The sequence below is a fragment of the Holzapfeliella floricola DSM 23037 = JCM 16512 genome (assembly GCF_001436605.1).
GTDB lineage: Bacteria > Bacillota > Bacilli > Lactobacillales > Lactobacillaceae > Holzapfeliella > Holzapfeliella floricola.
Genome location: NZ_AYZL01000020.1, coordinates 260452 through 275375 on the forward strand (window position 1 = coordinate 260452; position 14924 = coordinate 275375).

Here is a 14924-nt window from a genome sequence, read left to right on the forward strand (position 1 = left end):
AAGTATTGTTTATCAAAAGAATTGGAGGTAATGCTATGACTATTAAAAATATTCGTCACTTTAACCGATTCTACACGCAGATATTGGGTGTTTTTAATAATCATGTTTTTGATTTAAAATATTCACTATTGGAAATGCGCGTCTTAGGTGAAATCGGTAGAAATCAAGGTATTATTTCAAATAATTTACTACCCATTCTAAGTATTGATAAAACTTATTTAAGTCGCATTTTGAGAAAATTAAAACAAGATGACTTAATTGAAAGAAAACAAGATGAACAAGATTTACGCATTTATCACCTTTATTTAACAGATAAAGGACAAGATTTGAATAATCATATTGAAGAGCAATCAGACAATCAAGTTGCTGATAATTTGAAAGTGCTTTCAAGTTCAGAAATCAATGAACTTGAACAAAGCATGGCAACTATCGAAAAAATTTTTAAAAAGACTCATCCTAAATAAGGAGATTTTAGACATGGAACAATTTTTAATTAATAGTTATCAAGACACTCATGATGCTACTATCACATCATTTTATGATAACGGCATGGCTGTCACTCTTGACAGTTCGATTATCTATCCTGGCGGTGGCGGGCAACCTGGTGATAAGGCTTGGCTAGAAGTTAATAGTGAACAAACTTTAGCCGTGATGACAATGGCCATGCAGTTTATCATCTCGACAAAGCACTGCCTCTTAACGCACAGCATGTAGTTGAACATATTGACTGGGATTTTAGATTCCGTAATATGCGCTATCATACCCTTTTACATTTAGTTTCCGGTTATTTGTATAATCATTATGGTGCACTAGCTAAAAGTAGTGCTATTGAAGAGAACCATGCTCGTTTAGAAATACAATTCCCTGAAGATCGTGTTCCTGATAATCTTGATAAGGAAAGTTTCAAAGAAACAATTGATAATCTAATTAAGCAAGACTTAGTTATCTCTAGTGAAGAAGTTGATCGAGGGGAATTAAGTCACGAAGACTTGATTAGAACCTATACTAATCTGATTCCAGAAAGCGTTCGCCACGTTAGACTGGTAAAAATCGAAGGATTAGATGAACAAGCATGCGGTGGTACACATGTTTCTAAAAGTAATGAAATTGGTGATTTTGACTTAACTCAACTTAAAAATAAAGGTCGTTTAAAGAAAAGAATAAAATTGGCATTACGATAATAAAAAAGAGAGCTTACTTAGATAAGCTCTCTTTTTAAAACTGAAATAATTATCTCTTCGCTTCAAATTTGAAAAGGTTCTAAAAAGTAGACACAAATATCGTAAACGATTCATGCTAGCTTTTAACCTTCAAAAAAGATTGAAATTCTGCATTAGATAAAAGCTTTTCTGGTTTTTGATTAGCTTTAATCTGACCGTTTTTAATCCAAATGATACTATCATATTGATTAATTAAACTCATATCAAAGTGGTGCGTAATGTGTACTAGCGCTGTATTTGGTAAAGATAGTAGCTGTGATTCAACATGGTGAGCAAGTTTTGAGTTTAATCCCGATAAGCTCTCATCTAATACCGTTAGTGGTTTTTGTTGATAAAGACCTCTAGCAATAGCAATACGCTGTCTTTGTCCCCCTGAATAATTCTGACCATTTTGTAAAAGTTCATCATCTAATTGTTGATCATTTTGAATAAAGTCACTGACGCTACTTTGTTTTAAAACCTTAGTTAGTTTTGACTCAGAAAACAACTGGCTCATCACAATGTTTTGCTTAATTGTTTGATTAAATAAATAAGGTGTCTGGCTGACATAAGAAACACAATTAAATAAGTACTCACTATTATTTAATTGTTGATCATCAAGCAAAAATCGGCCTTCATAATCAGTTATAAAACCCGAAAGTAACTGTGCTAGTGTTGACTTCCCAGAGCCACTGTCACCTACAAGTAAATACTTTTTACTGTGTTCTAGTTTTAGTGAAATATCTGTTAATATTTTTTGATTATCAAGTGTAATTGTAATATTCTTCAATTGAATTTGTTTTGTGAAATCTAATGACTCATCTGAGGTTGTTAGATTTAAGGCTGTTACGTTAGCCAACGCGTCTATCTTATCCATAATTGGTTTTGAACTCTTGATTTGTGGAATCAATCTAAAAATATCAATTAGCGGAAAAACTAACGTATTCATTGTTTGAACCATCGTTAGCATTATGCCAACCGTAATCATACCATTCATAATAAACCAGATTGAAGCTAAAACTGCTGCATACTGAACCAGCATGCCAAGCATCCCTGAAGTAACGTGATTGGCCATAATCCATTTCCCAGATGAGATTTTAGCCTTAGTGTATTGCTTATTAACTTGGTCAAAGCCTATTAAAAACTTATTAACCGATTGAGTTGATTTAACAGTTTCAAATCCGTTTAAAATATCTGAGGCTGACTCTGTTAAGTGTGCTGATTCATCAGAAAACACTGATTGTTTTTGCTGTAGCTTTTGACTCATCATCATTGGAATTAAAAAAACCCCGATAGTTCCAATCAAAATGACAACGAAAACGATAGGCTGATAGTAAAGAACAGCAAACGAGGAAATCACGACAATAACTAACTGTGAAACAAAATCAAAATAGGGTTCAATTGCATCCCTATCCACTAACTCAACATCATTCAATAAATTCGATGTATAAGTGCTTACCTTTTTCTTTTTAAAGTCAAAAACTTGTTTACTTGTTAAAGATTGCAACATTTTCTGGCGAATAGTATAAATTATATTACCTACAAATCTCACCATAATTAACTGATTAATCAAATCAAATAACCATCTAAAAAACACAATGGTAATTCCCATAACAATCATCATTAAAAAGAGCGTTTGGTTTTTGTTATCAGCGTGTTCAACAATATACCCATAATACGTTGCACTTGCAATACTAGCTAGTGCATAAAGACTGGCAGTTAAGCTGATAATTAATGTTTGCAACCAGTTTTCGGTTAATAATTTTTTTATTGAGACCCCTCCTCGTTATTAAATTATATTAATTTAAAATTAATTATATTTTAATAATGTTGTATCGTCAAGTTTAAATCAAAAAAGAGCATCTACTAATTTAGATAGATACTACTTTAATTTACTTTATATTATTAGACAAAAAATTTTATAAATTATTAACTGAGTGGCAATACACCTAGATGTATATAATAAACAACAGCTAGTATAATCGCTAAAAGTGTGATCAAGCTGACAATCATTAACACTCTGGGTTCTACTTTTTTTCTTTTGAATCCAACAATATTTAAGATGATAGCAGCTATCAAAAGCACCAATATAATTATTAGAGTGGGCATATTTATCCTTCCATTAAATATTAATAAGAATCAACTAAACCATATTTCATCAGTATATAATGTTGAAATAGTAAAGGTCTCAGTCAAAGTCATCCTAACTCCACCAGAATGAAGCCCTCTACCAACCATTTTTTTATACAATTCATGAGTATCACTATATCTAGAATGTAAAATAATTGTTGCAACTACTCCACCAATTATACCAACTAATGAACCTACAGGTCCTAACACTGCGCCTGCTGATGCCCCAGCTAAAGCAAGTCCTGCACCACCACCAACTAAAGCTAGCGTACTGTAATATTCAGAAAAGTACCGCAGTCCTTCATTTGTCGTCGCAAATGAATTAATCCCCCCATTGTAAACAATCTCTTTAACATCTGAGCGTTGAGGCAAAATAGCTGATGCTAATTTTGATGTAAGTAAATTAGTTTTAGTATAAGTTGCTTCTGCACCATCATACTTGTTGAATAAGTTTTGAAGCTGTGTATTATAAGCCATGGGAGATAACGGTTGGTTTTTCAATCTATCTAGTTCTATATTTAGCTTTTTATAAGATTCATTTGAATTAGTTATCAAGAAATGAGTTGATTCTGGTAGTTGCACATCATTATTTGCTTTAACTTGTCTTTTGAGTAGAACACCAGATAATGACATTACGATGATTAAAGTAACCATAAATATGGAAATGAATTTCCTTATCTTCTTAATTGTTAACTCCTCCTTATTTGACATTCTCTTAATGTTATCACGCCTAACTTCCTAAATACATAAAAAAGACTAGCAGAACTCTGCTAGTCTTTTAGCTTCTCTAAATCTTCAGGATCAATGAAGATTTAGACTTTTCCTGTTTCCATATTAACATCGGCTTTAACATTTACCGGCTTTTTAAATAGGCCTGCATAAATGGATAATTTACCATTCGTAGGTGTAGACAAATTAAATTGTTTATTCATAAATATCCCCCATCTTTCATTAATTAACTACTGCCATGTTAACATTAACTGGTAAATTTCAACCAACTTAAATAACTTTTCATACTATTTAATTATCATTCCTATAATTTTGCGGAATTTCTGACATTTACGCAAAAAAATGCGTATAATGTGAATTGAAATCTATAAAATTAGGAGTTGAAAAACTTGTCAGATAACGAAAATATGCCAAAGCGTGCCGAGCGTAAAGAACAAACTGAAGATTCTTGGCTTAAGGTCTTTTTTCAATTTGTGATTACATTTATTGTGATTTTTGGTTTATTCAGTGCATTGTTTACTTTTGTTTTAGAAAAGGAAACAGTGTCTGGAACCTCTATGCAGACAACATTTGAGTCTGGAGATAACTTAATTGCTTTACGAAATCCTGGTGTTGGTCGTGGAGATGTTGTCATCGTAAAAGTGCCAACAAGCGACGGCAAAACAGAATTATACATAAAACGTATTGTGGGGCTTCCTGGAGAAAAAATCGAATCCAAAAACGATCAAATGTTTATCAATGGTCAACAATTAGATGAATCTTACTTAGATGGTGGAAAAGCAAAATTTAAGGCTACCAACCCTGATTCACTCTTTACAAACGACTTTGAAACAACTGTACCTGCCGATAGCTACTTTGTTATGGGAGATAACCGTAGCGTATCAAAAGATAGCCGAATCATCGGTCCAGTTTCAAAAAGCCAAATTGAAGCTAAAGTTCTATGGCGCTTTTGGCCATTAAATACGATGCGAACATTCTAAAACTTGCTAATTAAACAGCAAGTTTTTTATTAGTTTAATTCAATGAAAAGAGGTAAAAAATAATGAAACAAAAATTAATTGCACTAGATCTTGATGGCACAACTTTAAACCGTCAAGGAAAAGTCTCACAAAGAACAAAAGAGACTTTATCTAAAGTGACTCAACTAGGACACCGTGTAATTTTAGCAACTGGTCGTTCTTTTCAAATCAGTAAGCATATCTACAAAGAATTAGGTCTGAATACCCCTATGGTTAATTTCAACAGTGGGCTGGTTCACTTACCTTACGAAGAATGGGACAAAGAACGCGTTGTCGGTCTTGATTTAGATGTTGTTGATGATATCATCAAACGTTCTGAAAATCGTCCAGAAGTTAGTTTATTAACCGTTGAATCTAAAGACTACTTTTGGGTTAATAAAGTTGCTAATCCTGACATTGATTTCTTCCCAAGAACGGTTACTGAAGAAGACCTACTTCCAAATTCTTATCCTCAAGAAATTATTTCAGTCATGTTATTCAGTGAAGATCCTGATGATTTAGCAAAAGAAATCAAAACAGCCTATCCTAACCTTTCCATGCATGTTTGGAAAGGACATATTAAAGGTATTGAAATCTTGTCTAAGAAGGTTCACAAAGCAGATGGCGTCTTTTATGTAGCCGATCAATTCAACATTTCAAATGACGATATTATCGCCTTTGGTGACGAAGAAAATGACTACGAAATGCTTCAATCCGTTGGTTTGGGTGTTGCAATGGCTAATGCTTCTAGTCATCTAAAAGAAATTGCCAAAGATGTTACTGAACTCACTAATGATGAAGATGGTGTCGCTCGTTACTTGGAAGACTATTTTAAATTAAATTAAAAAAAGCTATTGGACGTTTTGTCCAGTAGCTTTTTATTATTGGTCGCTTTTTAGTGTTCCACCAACTGAATAGTTGTCTTTTCTCATTTCATTTAAAACGATATGAACGTTTTCTTGTGGTGCACCAGTATTTTTGGCAATAGCTTCAGTTACATCTTTCACCAAACCCTTTAATTGTTCAGGTGAACGTCCTTCGATTAAGTCAATGTGTACAATAGGCATTATTTTTCTCCTTTAGTGTTTAAAGTTGCAATTTCTAGTAAGACATCAACAGCCTTTTCCATCACTTGAACACTAACGTATTCATAGCGACCATGCATGTTTTCCCCACCTGCAAATAAGTTAGGTGTTGGGAGTCCCATGAATGAAATCTTTGAACCATCTGTTCCCCCACGAACTGCTTTTTCATCTGTTTCAATATCTAAATTATGCATAGCTTCACGTGCTAAGTCAACCACATACATATGGTCTTTCATAACTTCATACATATTAGCGTATTGGTCTTGAATTGTTACAGATACTCGGTCAGTGTCTAATGATTCGTTGATTTCATTAGCAATTTGATGTGCAAGTTCTTTACGACGAGTTAACCCATCTTTTTCAAAATCACGAATAATATAAGAAAGTGAAGCTTGATCAACGTTACCTGACATGTCTGTTAATAAGAAGAAGCCTTCACGATCTTTTGTCTTTTCTGGGACTTCGTTTTTAGGCAATCGATCATTAAATTCAATCGCTAATAAACTAGCGTTGACCATAACACCGTAAGCTGTACTTGGGTGAACATTTTTTCCTTGAATTTCAACTTTCAGACTAGCTGCATTGAAAGTTTCATATTCTAGTTCACCTTCTGGTCCACCGTCTACAGTATAAGCAAAGTCAGCGTCAAATATATCAACGTCAAATAAGTTTGCTCCTGTTCCAATTTCCTCATCTGGACCAAACGCAATACGAATTTTACCGTGTTCAATCTCTGGATGCTTAATCAAGTAATCGGCAAATGTCACAATTTCGGCAACACCTGATTTATCGTCAGCACCTAATAAGGTTGTTCCATCAGTTGTAATAAGTGTATGACCTTCATATTTATTTAGACTGTTAAATTCTTTAGGATCTAAGTAAAAACCACTCTCACCTAGCTTGATGGCTGAGACACCATCATAGTTTTCAATTAACTGTGGTTGGATATTTTCAGAGTTAAAGTCTGCTGTATCAACGTGTGAAATAAAACCAATAGTTGGCACGTCTTTATCAGTAGTTGATTCGATTGTAGCAGTCAAGTATCCATTTTTTTCATTATAAAAGATATCACTTAAGCCAATTTCTTCAAGTTCTGCTCTCAAATTATTCAAAAAGTCTACTTGTCTTTGAGTAGAAGGAACTGTTGATGAATTTTCATCTGAACGTGTGTTTTGCTTCACATATTTCAAAAAACGTGAAGTTAAATCATTATATTTCATAATGCTCTCCTTAATTTAAATAAATTGATAGGGATCTGTTGAAATTTGTGACTGAATCACATTAACATCCCAGTCATTTTCTTTGTTCCAATCATTCAATTTTTCTGCCATTTTCACTTTAAAGATAGCTTCGATGTGATGACCAGGGTCAATAACTGGTAAGTTGTAACTGAGCATATCGTGTCCTGTATGGTAATAAACATCCCCTGTGATTAAAACATCAATCTCATTTTTTACAGCATCTAAAAAGAATTTTCCACCATCTCCACCTATTATACCAACTGTTTTAACTTTTTGTTCTGGATTTGCAGCAACTAAACGTAATCCTTGTAATCCAAACACATGTTTTAGTTCTTGTGAAAACGCAGTCAAAGTTAATTCTTGTGGCAATTGCCCCTTTCGACCAATTCCCATAGGTGTATTGCCACGTGTTAACTCAAAAGCAAACGGTTGAACGTCAGATAGTTTTAAACATTGACTTAGCCAATCATTCATTCCTTCAGGAGCCATATCAATATTAGTATGCGCTGAGTAAACGACAATATCGTGTTTAATAATTTGCGCATACATCGCGTTTTGCGGATTAGACAAGTCAAGGTTCTTGGCTGGACGAAACATTAATGGATGATGGCTAAAAATCATATCAACATCATTTTTGATTGCTTCTTCTATAACCTCTTGACGAACATCCAAAGTCGTCATGATTTTTGTGATTTCTTGATTAGGATTACCAATTTGTAATCCTATTGGGTCTTTATCCAACGCTAGGTTTTGTGGTGCAAATTGTTCAATGCGATCAATAATTTGTTTAGCTTGAACCATTATAAAACCTCCTGTTCAATCAATTTAACTGTTTTTTCAAACTCAGTAATTTTAGCTTGGTTATTTTCAGCATGTTGTTTCAACTGTCCTAAAATATTAGTTAAAGTTTCAGCTTTATGTTGCCATTTTTGCACAAAAAGTTCTGGTTTTTTTTGTAACAAAACTGGACCAAATAACAATTCAGCTTCAGAATAAGTGACCACATTTTCTGATTTTTCGGCTTTAATAATTTCATAAATGTGGCGCCCTTCTTTAACAATCGATTCTTCTATGATTTCGTATTGATGAGCGACTAACCACTGTCTGACTTCTTCTTCACCAATATTAGGCTCTAAAATCAAGGTATCAAAGTAAAGCTGCCTTTGGCTGGCTTCTTCTAAAATATCAACAATTAGCTTACCGCCCATTCCAGCGATTACCACTTGTTCAATATTATCTTCTTTTGAAAACGGCACTAGTCCGTTACCAAGTCGCGTTGATATTTGATTATCTAATTGATGGTGTTGAATATTTTCAATCGCATTATTCAACGGTCCTTCTGCAATATCCGCGGCAATAGCACTTGAAATAACACTCTTTTCAACTAAATCAATTGGTAAATAAGCGTGGTCAGTTCCAATGTCGGCTAATTTTTGATTATGATTAACTAAGCTTGCAATAGCTTCTAAGCGTTTTGAATGCATCATATCTCCCCATATCTATCCATGATTTTAACACAAAAAAAGAACTTGGTAACAATGTTATCAAGTTCTTTTCTGATAATTAGTCTAAAAAGTCCTTCAATTGATTTGAACGTGAAGGATGGCGCAATTTACGTAAAGCTTTTGCTTCAATTTGACGAATACGTTCGCGTGTTACTTTGAAGACCGTTCCAACTTCTTCTAAAGTACGTGTACGTCCATCATCCAACCCAAAACGTAAACGAAGTACGTTTTCTTCACGATCAGTCAATGTATCCAATACATTTTCTAACTGTTCTTTTAGTAATTCATAAGAAGCGTAGTCTTCAGGACTTGTTGCTTCTTGGTCTTCGATGAAGTCTCCCAAATGAGAGTCATCTTCTTCACCAATCGGCGTTTCAAGCGATACCGGTTCTTGTGAAATTTTTAGAATTTCACGAACTTTATCACGTGCCATATCCATTTCTGCACCAATTTCTTCAGGTGTTGGTTCACGACCTAAATCTTGAAGTAATTGACGTTGAATTCTAATCAATTTGTTGATTGTTTCAACCATGTGAACAGGAATACGAATTGTACGTGCTTGGTCAGCAATCGCACGCGTAATAGCTTGTCTAATCCACCAAGTAGCGTAAGTTGAGAATTTGAAACCTAAACGGTAGTCAAATTTATCAACCGCTTTCATTAGCCCCATGTTACCTTCTTGAATAAGATCTAAGAATTGCATACCACGACCAACATAACGTTTAGCAATTGAAACTACTAAACGTAAGTTCGATTCAGCTAATTCTTGCTTAGCTTCCAAATCACCGTCTTCGATTCGGTGAGCCAAACTGACTTCTTGGTCAGCATTTAAAAGAGGTACTCGTCCAATTTCTTTCAAATACATTCTAACGGGATCGTTGATTTTGATGCTTGAAGGTGCTGATAAATCTTGAATTTCTTCTTGCTTAATAGCTTCTTCTTTACTCAAAGCAAGCTTTGAAGGCTCACCCTTTTCATCCACAATTCCAATCCCATTATCTTCAAATTGACGAACTAATTCAGTAATTGCTGTTTTAGTTAGCTTAAATGGGTGAACTAGTTTATCAGCAAAATCAACTTCTTTTAATTCTTTTGTTTTTTTAGACTCTTTAACTAGTTGGTTAACCGCTTTTTCAAGTTCAGTGTTACCCTTAGTAGCACTTTTAGAGGTTTGATCTGTAACTTTTGTTTGTTTGTTTTCTGACATAGAAATACCTCCTACATTAATTCAATAAACGCCTTAATTCGATGATTTGTTGCGTCAATGCGAGCTCTTGTTGTTCGTCATGTTGACGTTTTGCTTCATTCAACTGAGCTCGCAATTTCTGCAACTGTTGCGCTTGCTTTTCTTTAATCGATCGACTTAAATAATCTTCAAGCTCTTTTGACGAATAATAGTCAGGCATTTGCATCATCTCTATAGCTACTATTATACGCTTTAAGTCATCAGAAATAAAATCGATAAACCCTGAAATTGTGGGATTATCTGTCGACTGTTTATACGTTTGCCATTCTTTAAAAATAGCGCCTAATTCTGAGTTATTGAACTCATATTGATGCTGAATGACGAAATCATTCACTTCTTCATATCTCAAAACCAAATAAATCAATCTGACTTCTGCAATTTCAAGTGCTGATAATTTCTTTGAGAAATCTTGTTTTTTTGGTTCTGGTTGTTGTTCTTGATAAGGTTTTCTTGAAACTTGTCGTCGTTGTTTTTGACTTTCAGAAAGAACAGCATTCTTAATTGTTTCAATAGGTAACTGTGTTAACTCTGCTAGTTTTTGACTGTACAAATCTTGTGTGATTTCAGTATGACTACGCGCAATCAAGCTCACAGCTGAGTTCACAAATTCTATTTTTTCACGATTATTATCTAAGTTATAGTGTCTTTGTAATAGCTGTAACCCAAAATCAATAGTTGTCATTGCACCATTAACTTGATTAACAAAAGCTTCACTGCCATAACTACGAATAAAATCATCTGGATCATGCCCGTCTGGTAGTAAAACCACCGAAAGATTGAATTGCTGCTTCTTGTCGAGTAATTTAATAGCTCGATTGGTCGCTTTAATCCCAGGATTATCACCATCATAGCAAATAACCAAATCAGAAGTGGCTTGCTTGATCAGATAAATCTGCTGATCAGTAAGGCTTGTTCCCATTGAAGCAATCCCCGTCTTTACACCTGCTTCATACGCACTAATAACATCCATAAAACCTTCAAAAAGAACCATCGACTGTCTTTGTCTAAGGTTCTTTTTGGCTTTTTGATAATTAAACAATGTCTTACTTTTATTAAAAATGTCAGTTTCTGGACTATTTAAGTACTTAGGCTCGTCAGAATCGTCTCTTAGCGTTCGTCCTGAAAATGCAATAACATTGCCATAGTTGTCTGAAATGGGGTACATGATTCGATTTTTGAACCGGTCACGTAGTTTTTCATCAGAATTACTATTGATAAACAGTCCTGAATTAGCTAAATCTTCTGGCTGATGCCCCTTATTAAGTAAGAAATCGTAAACAATGTCTCTTGGTGGTGCAAATCCAAGCTGAAATTCTTTAATTGTTGCCTCAGTCATTCCACGATTCATTAAGTAGTTTAAAGCTTCTTTACCATAATCCGTGACCATCAAAATATGATGATACAACTCACTTACTTCACGATAAGCTTGTCTAAGTGGATGACTTTTTAATTTTTCTTGTTTACTAGTTGTACTACTTTGAAGGTCTGACGGAATAGGAATATTATTATCTTGAGCGACTTTTAAAACCGCCTCAGGAAACGAAATATTCTCAATATCCATCAAAAGCTTAAAAACATTCCCCCCACGTCCACAACTAAAACAATGAAAAATTTGTTTTTCTTCAGAAATAGAAAATGAAGGTGTTCGTTCTTCATGAAACGGACAAAGTCCAAAATAGTTTTTACCTTTTTTTTGAAACTGAATATATTGGCTGGCAAAGTCTAAAATATCAGTATTCGTTCTAACCTCATCAATAAATGTTTCAGGAATAAGTTGTGCCATTTTAACTCCCCCAACTGTTAACTTACAATTGAAGTTATTTAATGACTAATCGTTGAACATCTCCTAGACGGTGTGCTAATTTGTTTAACTTGTTCAATTGTGCTAAACGGTTTTTCTTGATAGCTTCATCTTTATCCATAATCATGTTTTCTTCAAAGTAAGCTTCAATCAATGGTTCAATTGTGACTAATTGTCTGTATAGTTCTGGTAAGCTGACAGTTTGACTTAAGATATCGTTAGTTGCCACTAACAACTGTTTTTCTGAGTCTGTTTGAAGCAAGGCTTCCTCTACTGATTCATTACCATTAAATTGTGCTTTTTGTAAAATGTTACTAATACGTGTTAACGATTCTACAACTGACTTAAATTCAGAGTCTTGATGATGTTCATTTAATACTTTAGCTGCTTCAATAACTTGTAATGGATCATTTTGTACAGAATGCATAACGGTATCAATAACATCATATTTATAGTTTTGAACGGTTAAATACTGTTTAACACGATCCAAAATAAAGTCTGAAATTTGTTTAATTGTCTCTTCTGATGTAGTTAAACGAGCTGGTGTTAACCCATCTAACATTTCAATTAATTCAGGCAATAATTGGTTAAATGAAACAGACCATTTTTGATCCACTAAGATACGAACAATACCATACGCTGAACGTCTTAAAGCATATGGGTCATTTGAACTTGTTGGAATCATATCTGCACTAAAGAAAGTCAAAATAGTATCAAGTTTTTCACTAATTGAGAGCAATGCCCCAATTTTTGAACTTGGTAACTTTCCTTCAGCTGAAGTTGGTAAATACTGTTCAGCAATAGCTAAACTCACTTCATCATTTTCACCAGATAATTTGGCATATCTTTGTCCCATAATTCCTTGAAGTTCATCGAATTCACCAACCATTTGAGTTACTAAATCGAATTTGTAAATTTCACTGGCACGTACCACATCCGTTGTTTCTTGGTCAGCAAAGTGGAATTTTTTAGCCAAATCACCAGCAATTGCTTTAACACGCATCATTTTTTCAGTTAAAGAACCAATTTTATCATGAAATGTTACGTTTTTCAATTTATCGACAAAGTGTGAAATTGGTAATTTTTGATCTTCTTTATAAAAGAAATCAGCATCTTCTAAACGAGCTGTTAGCACTTTTTCATTACCTAAAGCGACGTTTTCAATGTGATCTTTATTTCCGTTACGAACTGAAATAAAGTGTGCACTCAAGCTACCATCTGCTTCACGAACGGCAAAGTAACGTTGATGGTCCTTCATTGAAGTAATTAATACTTCTTCAGGAATTTCAAGGTATTTTTTGTCAAAGCGTCCAGCAAAAGCAGTTGGATATTCAACAAGATTATTAACTTCTTCTAATAAACCTTCATCAAGTTTAACAATCCAGTTGTTTTCTTTAGCCATTTCTTCAATTTGAGAACGGATAATCGCTTTTCTATCATCTGCATCCGCAATAACAAATTCACTCTTTAGGGATTCTTCATAGTCATCAGCCTTTGCTAGACTAATTGGATCTCCTAGGAAACGATGTCCGCGAGTTTTGCGACCTGCTTCAACGTCTAATATTTGCATAGGAATAACTTCATCGTCAAATAATGACACAATCCAGTGAATTGGACGAATAAATTCAAAGTCGTAGTTTGCCCAATGCATACGAGTTGGGAATGTTAATGACATCACAACTTCACTTAACTGACCTAATAGGTTTTTAGCTTGTTTTCCTTCTTCTTTTTTGTGAAGAAAAGCATACTCTGTTCCTTTTAATTCTTCAAAATAAATATCATCAGTGCTCATGTTCTGTCCACGAGCAAACCCTTGTGCGGCTTTAGTCCAGTTACCTTCATCATCTAACGCAATCTTTTTAGCAGGTCCTTTTTGGACTTCATCGATATCATCTTGTTTTTCGTTTAATTCTTCAACAAGTAGTGCTAGACGACGAGGAGTAGAGAAAGTTTTTATTTCTTTATAGTTTAATTTGTTTTCTTTTAAAAATTTTTCTGTTTTAGTTAGTAATTGTTTAATCGTTGGTGTGACCACATGTGCGGGCATTTCTTCAAGACCAACTTCTAATAAATAGTTTTTAGTCATTTTCTTCACCTGCTTTTTGAGCTTTATTTTTCAATAATGGAAATCCTAACTTACGTCTTTCTTCAACAAAGGCAGAAGCGACTCTGTGTGCCATGTTTCTAATACGAGATAAGTAACCCGCACGTTCTGTAACTGAAACAGCTCCACGAGCATCTAGTAAGTTAAATGTATGTGATGATTTCAAGATGTAATCATATGCTGGGTGAACTAAACCTAATTCAATTAAGCGCAGTGCTTCTTTTTCATACATATTGAATAAAGTGAGCAATTCTTCTTGATTGCTGTCTTCAAAAGCATATTTTGAATGTTCATATTCAGGCTCTTTGAAGATATCACCATATAACACACCATCTGCCCATTCTAGGTCAAATACTGAGTCAACATCTTGAATATAAGAAGCTAAACGTTCCACACCATATGTGATTTCACTTGTAACGGGCTTAACTTCAATTCCCCCAACCACTTGGAAGTAAGTGAATTGTGTAATTTCCATACCATCTAGCCAAACTTCCCAACCAACACCGGCAGCACCCATAGATGGGTTTTCCCAGTTGTCTTCAACGAAACGAATGTCGTGTTCTAGTGGATCAATACCTAAAGCACGTAAACTATCCAAATAAAATTCTTGAATATTTGCTGGAGAAGGTTTCATTACCAATTGGAACTGGTGATGTTGGAACAGTCTGTTAGGATTTTGTCCGTAACGACCATCTGCAGGTCTTCTTGAAGGTTCAACGTAACAAGCGTTCCATGGTTCTGGTCCAACAGCTCTTAAGAAAGTGTAAGGACTCATTGTTCCTGCACCTTTTTCTGTATCATATGCGTTCATAATCATAGCACCTTTAGAAGACCAGAATTCTTCTAAAGTTGCAATCATTTGCTGAATATTCATCTTTATTTACTC

16 protein-coding genes are annotated in these 14924 nt (G+C 34.3%); 5 read left to right on the forward strand and 11 right to left on the reverse strand.

Going from position 1 to position 14924, the window contains the following annotated elements; all coding sequences use genetic code 11:
• Nucleotides 1–35: 35 nt before the first annotated feature.
• From FC86_RS05475 to FC86_RS05485, 3 genes are read left to right on the forward strand one after another with little or no spacing between them, the layout of a single operon-like run.
• The gene (locus FC86_RS05475) at nucleotides 36–464 is read left to right on the forward strand and encodes a MarR family winged helix-turn-helix transcriptional regulator (protein WP_056975063.1); all 429 of its coding nucleotides are present in this window, start codon (nucleotides 36–38) and stop codon (nucleotides 462–464) included.
• A gap of 13 nt (nucleotides 465–477) precedes the next feature.
• A complete protein-coding gene (locus FC86_RS05480; RefSeq protein WP_056975064.1) occupies nucleotides 478–714 on the forward strand; it encodes a hypothetical protein in 237 nt (78 codons plus the stop codon).
• Between the two features lie 35 nt (nucleotides 715–749).
• Nucleotides 750–1181 carry an alanyl-tRNA editing protein gene (locus FC86_RS05485; RefSeq protein ID WP_056975065.1) on the forward strand — a complete coding sequence of 144 codons (432 nt, stop codon included), beginning with the start codon at nucleotides 750–752 and terminating at the stop codon, nucleotides 1179–1181.
• 115 nt (nucleotides 1182–1296) lie between these two features.
• Here FC86_RS05485 and FC86_RS05490 read toward each other — a convergent pair whose 3' ends face one another.
• The 3 genes from FC86_RS05490 to FC86_RS05500 form a co-directional block, all read right to left on the reverse strand.
• Nucleotides 1297–2943, reverse strand: coding sequence for an ATP-binding cassette domain-containing protein (locus FC86_RS05490; RefSeq protein ID WP_056975066.1), 1647 nt, complete (start codon nucleotides 2941–2943; stop codon nucleotides 1297–1299).
• Nucleotides 2944–3128: 185 nt separating this feature from the next.
• Nucleotides 3129–3308, reverse strand: a complete 180-nt coding sequence (locus tag FC86_RS05495; protein ID WP_056975067.1) for a hypothetical protein — start codon at nucleotides 3306–3308, stop codon at nucleotides 3129–3131.
• A 30-nt stretch (nucleotides 3309–3338) separates the two neighbouring features.
• Nucleotides 3339–3983, reverse strand: coding sequence for a hypothetical protein (locus tag FC86_RS05500; protein ID WP_056975068.1), 645 nt, complete (start codon nucleotides 3981–3983; stop codon nucleotides 3339–3341).
• Between the two features lie 464 nt (nucleotides 3984–4447).
• Between FC86_RS05500 and lepB the strand changes: the two genes are divergently transcribed.
• Complete coding sequence (lepB, locus tag FC86_RS05505) at nucleotides 4448–5038, forward strand: signal peptidase I (protein ID WP_056975069.1); 591 nt, start codon at nucleotides 4448–4450, stop codon at nucleotides 5036–5038.
• Nucleotides 5039–5100: 62 nt separating this feature from the next.
• Entirely contained in the window at nucleotides 5101–5901 is an 801-nt protein-coding gene (locus tag FC86_RS05510) for a Cof-type HAD-IIB family hydrolase (RefSeq protein WP_056975070.1), read from the forward strand.
• Nucleotides 5902–5937: 36 nt separating this feature from the next.
• Here the strand turns inward: FC86_RS05510 and FC86_RS05515 are convergent, their stop codons facing one another.
• The 8 genes from FC86_RS05515 to glyQ form a co-directional block, all read right to left on the reverse strand.
• Nucleotides 5938–6123, reverse strand: a complete 186-nt coding sequence (locus tag FC86_RS05515; RefSeq protein WP_056975071.1) for a 2-hydroxymuconate tautomerase — start codon at nucleotides 6121–6123, stop codon at nucleotides 5938–5940.
• Entirely contained in the window at nucleotides 6123–7361 is a 1239-nt protein-coding gene (pepT, locus tag FC86_RS05520) for a peptidase T (protein WP_056975072.1), read from the reverse strand. Before pepT ends, FC86_RS05515 begins: the two co-directional genes overlap by 1 nt.
• Nucleotides 7362–7376: 15 nt before the next feature.
• Nucleotides 7377–8183 carry a Nif3-like dinuclear metal center hexameric protein gene (locus FC86_RS05525; protein ID WP_056975073.1) on the reverse strand — a complete coding sequence of 269 codons (807 nt, stop codon included), beginning with the start codon at nucleotides 8181–8183 and terminating at the stop codon, nucleotides 7377–7379.
• Nucleotides 8183–8866 (reverse strand): tRNA (adenine(22)-N(1))-methyltransferase, encoded by a 684-nt coding sequence (locus FC86_RS05530; RefSeq protein ID WP_056975074.1) that lies wholly within the window; start codon nucleotides 8864–8866, stop codon nucleotides 8183–8185. The genes FC86_RS05525 and FC86_RS05530 overlap by 1 nt, the downstream gene beginning before the upstream one ends.
• Before the next feature lie 79 nt (nucleotides 8867–8945).
• Nucleotides 8946–10094, reverse strand: coding sequence for an RNA polymerase sigma factor RpoD (rpoD, locus tag FC86_RS05535; protein WP_056975075.1), 1149 nt, complete (start codon nucleotides 10092–10094; stop codon nucleotides 8946–8948).
• 16 nt (nucleotides 10095–10110) lie between these two features.
• A complete protein-coding gene (dnaG, locus tag FC86_RS05540; protein ID WP_056975076.1) occupies nucleotides 10111–11916 on the reverse strand; it encodes a DNA primase in 1806 nt (601 codons plus the stop codon).
• Between the two features lie 34 nt (nucleotides 11917–11950).
• Nucleotides 11951–14020 (reverse strand): glycine--tRNA ligase subunit beta, encoded by a 2070-nt coding sequence (glyS, locus tag FC86_RS05545; protein WP_056975077.1) that lies wholly within the window; start codon nucleotides 14018–14020, stop codon nucleotides 11951–11953.
• Nucleotides 14013–14912 (reverse strand): glycine--tRNA ligase subunit alpha, encoded by a 900-nt coding sequence (gene glyQ / locus FC86_RS05550; protein WP_056975078.1) that lies wholly within the window; start codon nucleotides 14910–14912, stop codon nucleotides 14013–14015. Before glyQ ends, glyS begins: the two co-directional genes overlap by 8 nt.
• Nucleotides 14913–14924 lie beyond the last annotated feature (12 nt).

Excerpts from the sequence above, each read along its gene's own strand:
- FC86_RS05475 (WP_056975063.1), top strand. The coding sequence starts at position 36 with ATGACTATTAAAAATATTCGTCACTTTAACCGATTCTACACGCAGATA.
- FC86_RS05480 (WP_056975064.1), top strand. The coding sequence starts at position 478 with ATGGAACAATTTTTAATTAATAGTTATCAAGACACTCATGATGCTACT.
- FC86_RS05485 (WP_056975065.1), top strand. The coding sequence starts at position 750 with ATGCGCTATCATACCCTTTTACATTTAGTTTCCGGTTATTTGTATAAT.
- FC86_RS05495 (WP_056975067.1), bottom strand. The coding sequence starts at position 3,308 with ATGCCCACTCTAATAATTATATTGGTGCTTTTGATAGCTGCTATCATC.
- FC86_RS05500 (WP_056975068.1), bottom strand. The coding sequence starts at position 3,983 with ATGGTTACTTTAATCATCGTAATGTCATTATCTGGTGTTCTACTCAAA.
- FC86_RS05510 (WP_056975070.1), top strand. The coding sequence starts at position 5,101 with ATGAAACAAAAATTAATTGCACTAGATCTTGATGGCACAACTTTAAAC.
- FC86_RS05515 (WP_056975071.1), bottom strand. The coding sequence starts at position 6,123 with ATGCCTATTGTACACATTGACTTAATCGAAGGACGTTCACCTGAACAA.
- pepT (WP_056975072.1), bottom strand. The coding sequence starts at position 7,361 with ATGAAATATAATGATTTAACTTCACGTTTTTTGAAATATGTGAAGCAA.
- FC86_RS05525 (WP_056975073.1), bottom strand. The coding sequence starts at position 8,183 with ATGGTTCAAGCTAAACAAATTATTGATCGCATTGAACAATTTGCACCA.
- FC86_RS05530 (WP_056975074.1), bottom strand. The coding sequence starts at position 8,866 with ATGCATTCAAAACGCTTAGAAGCTATTGCAAGCTTAGTTAATCATAAT.
- rpoD (WP_056975075.1), bottom strand. The coding sequence starts at position 10,094 with ATGTCAGAAAACAAACAAACAAAAGTTACAGATCAAACCTCTAAAAGT.
- dnaG (WP_056975076.1), bottom strand. The coding sequence starts at position 11,916 with ATGGCACAACTTATTCCTGAAACATTTATTGATGAGGTTAGAACGAAT.
- glyS (WP_056975077.1), bottom strand. The coding sequence starts at position 14,020 with ATGACTAAAAACTATTTATTAGAAGTTGGTCTTGAAGAAATGCCCGCA.
- glyQ (WP_056975078.1), bottom strand. The coding sequence starts at position 14,912 with ATGAATATTCAGCAAATGATTGCAACTTTAGAAGAATTCTGGTCTTCT.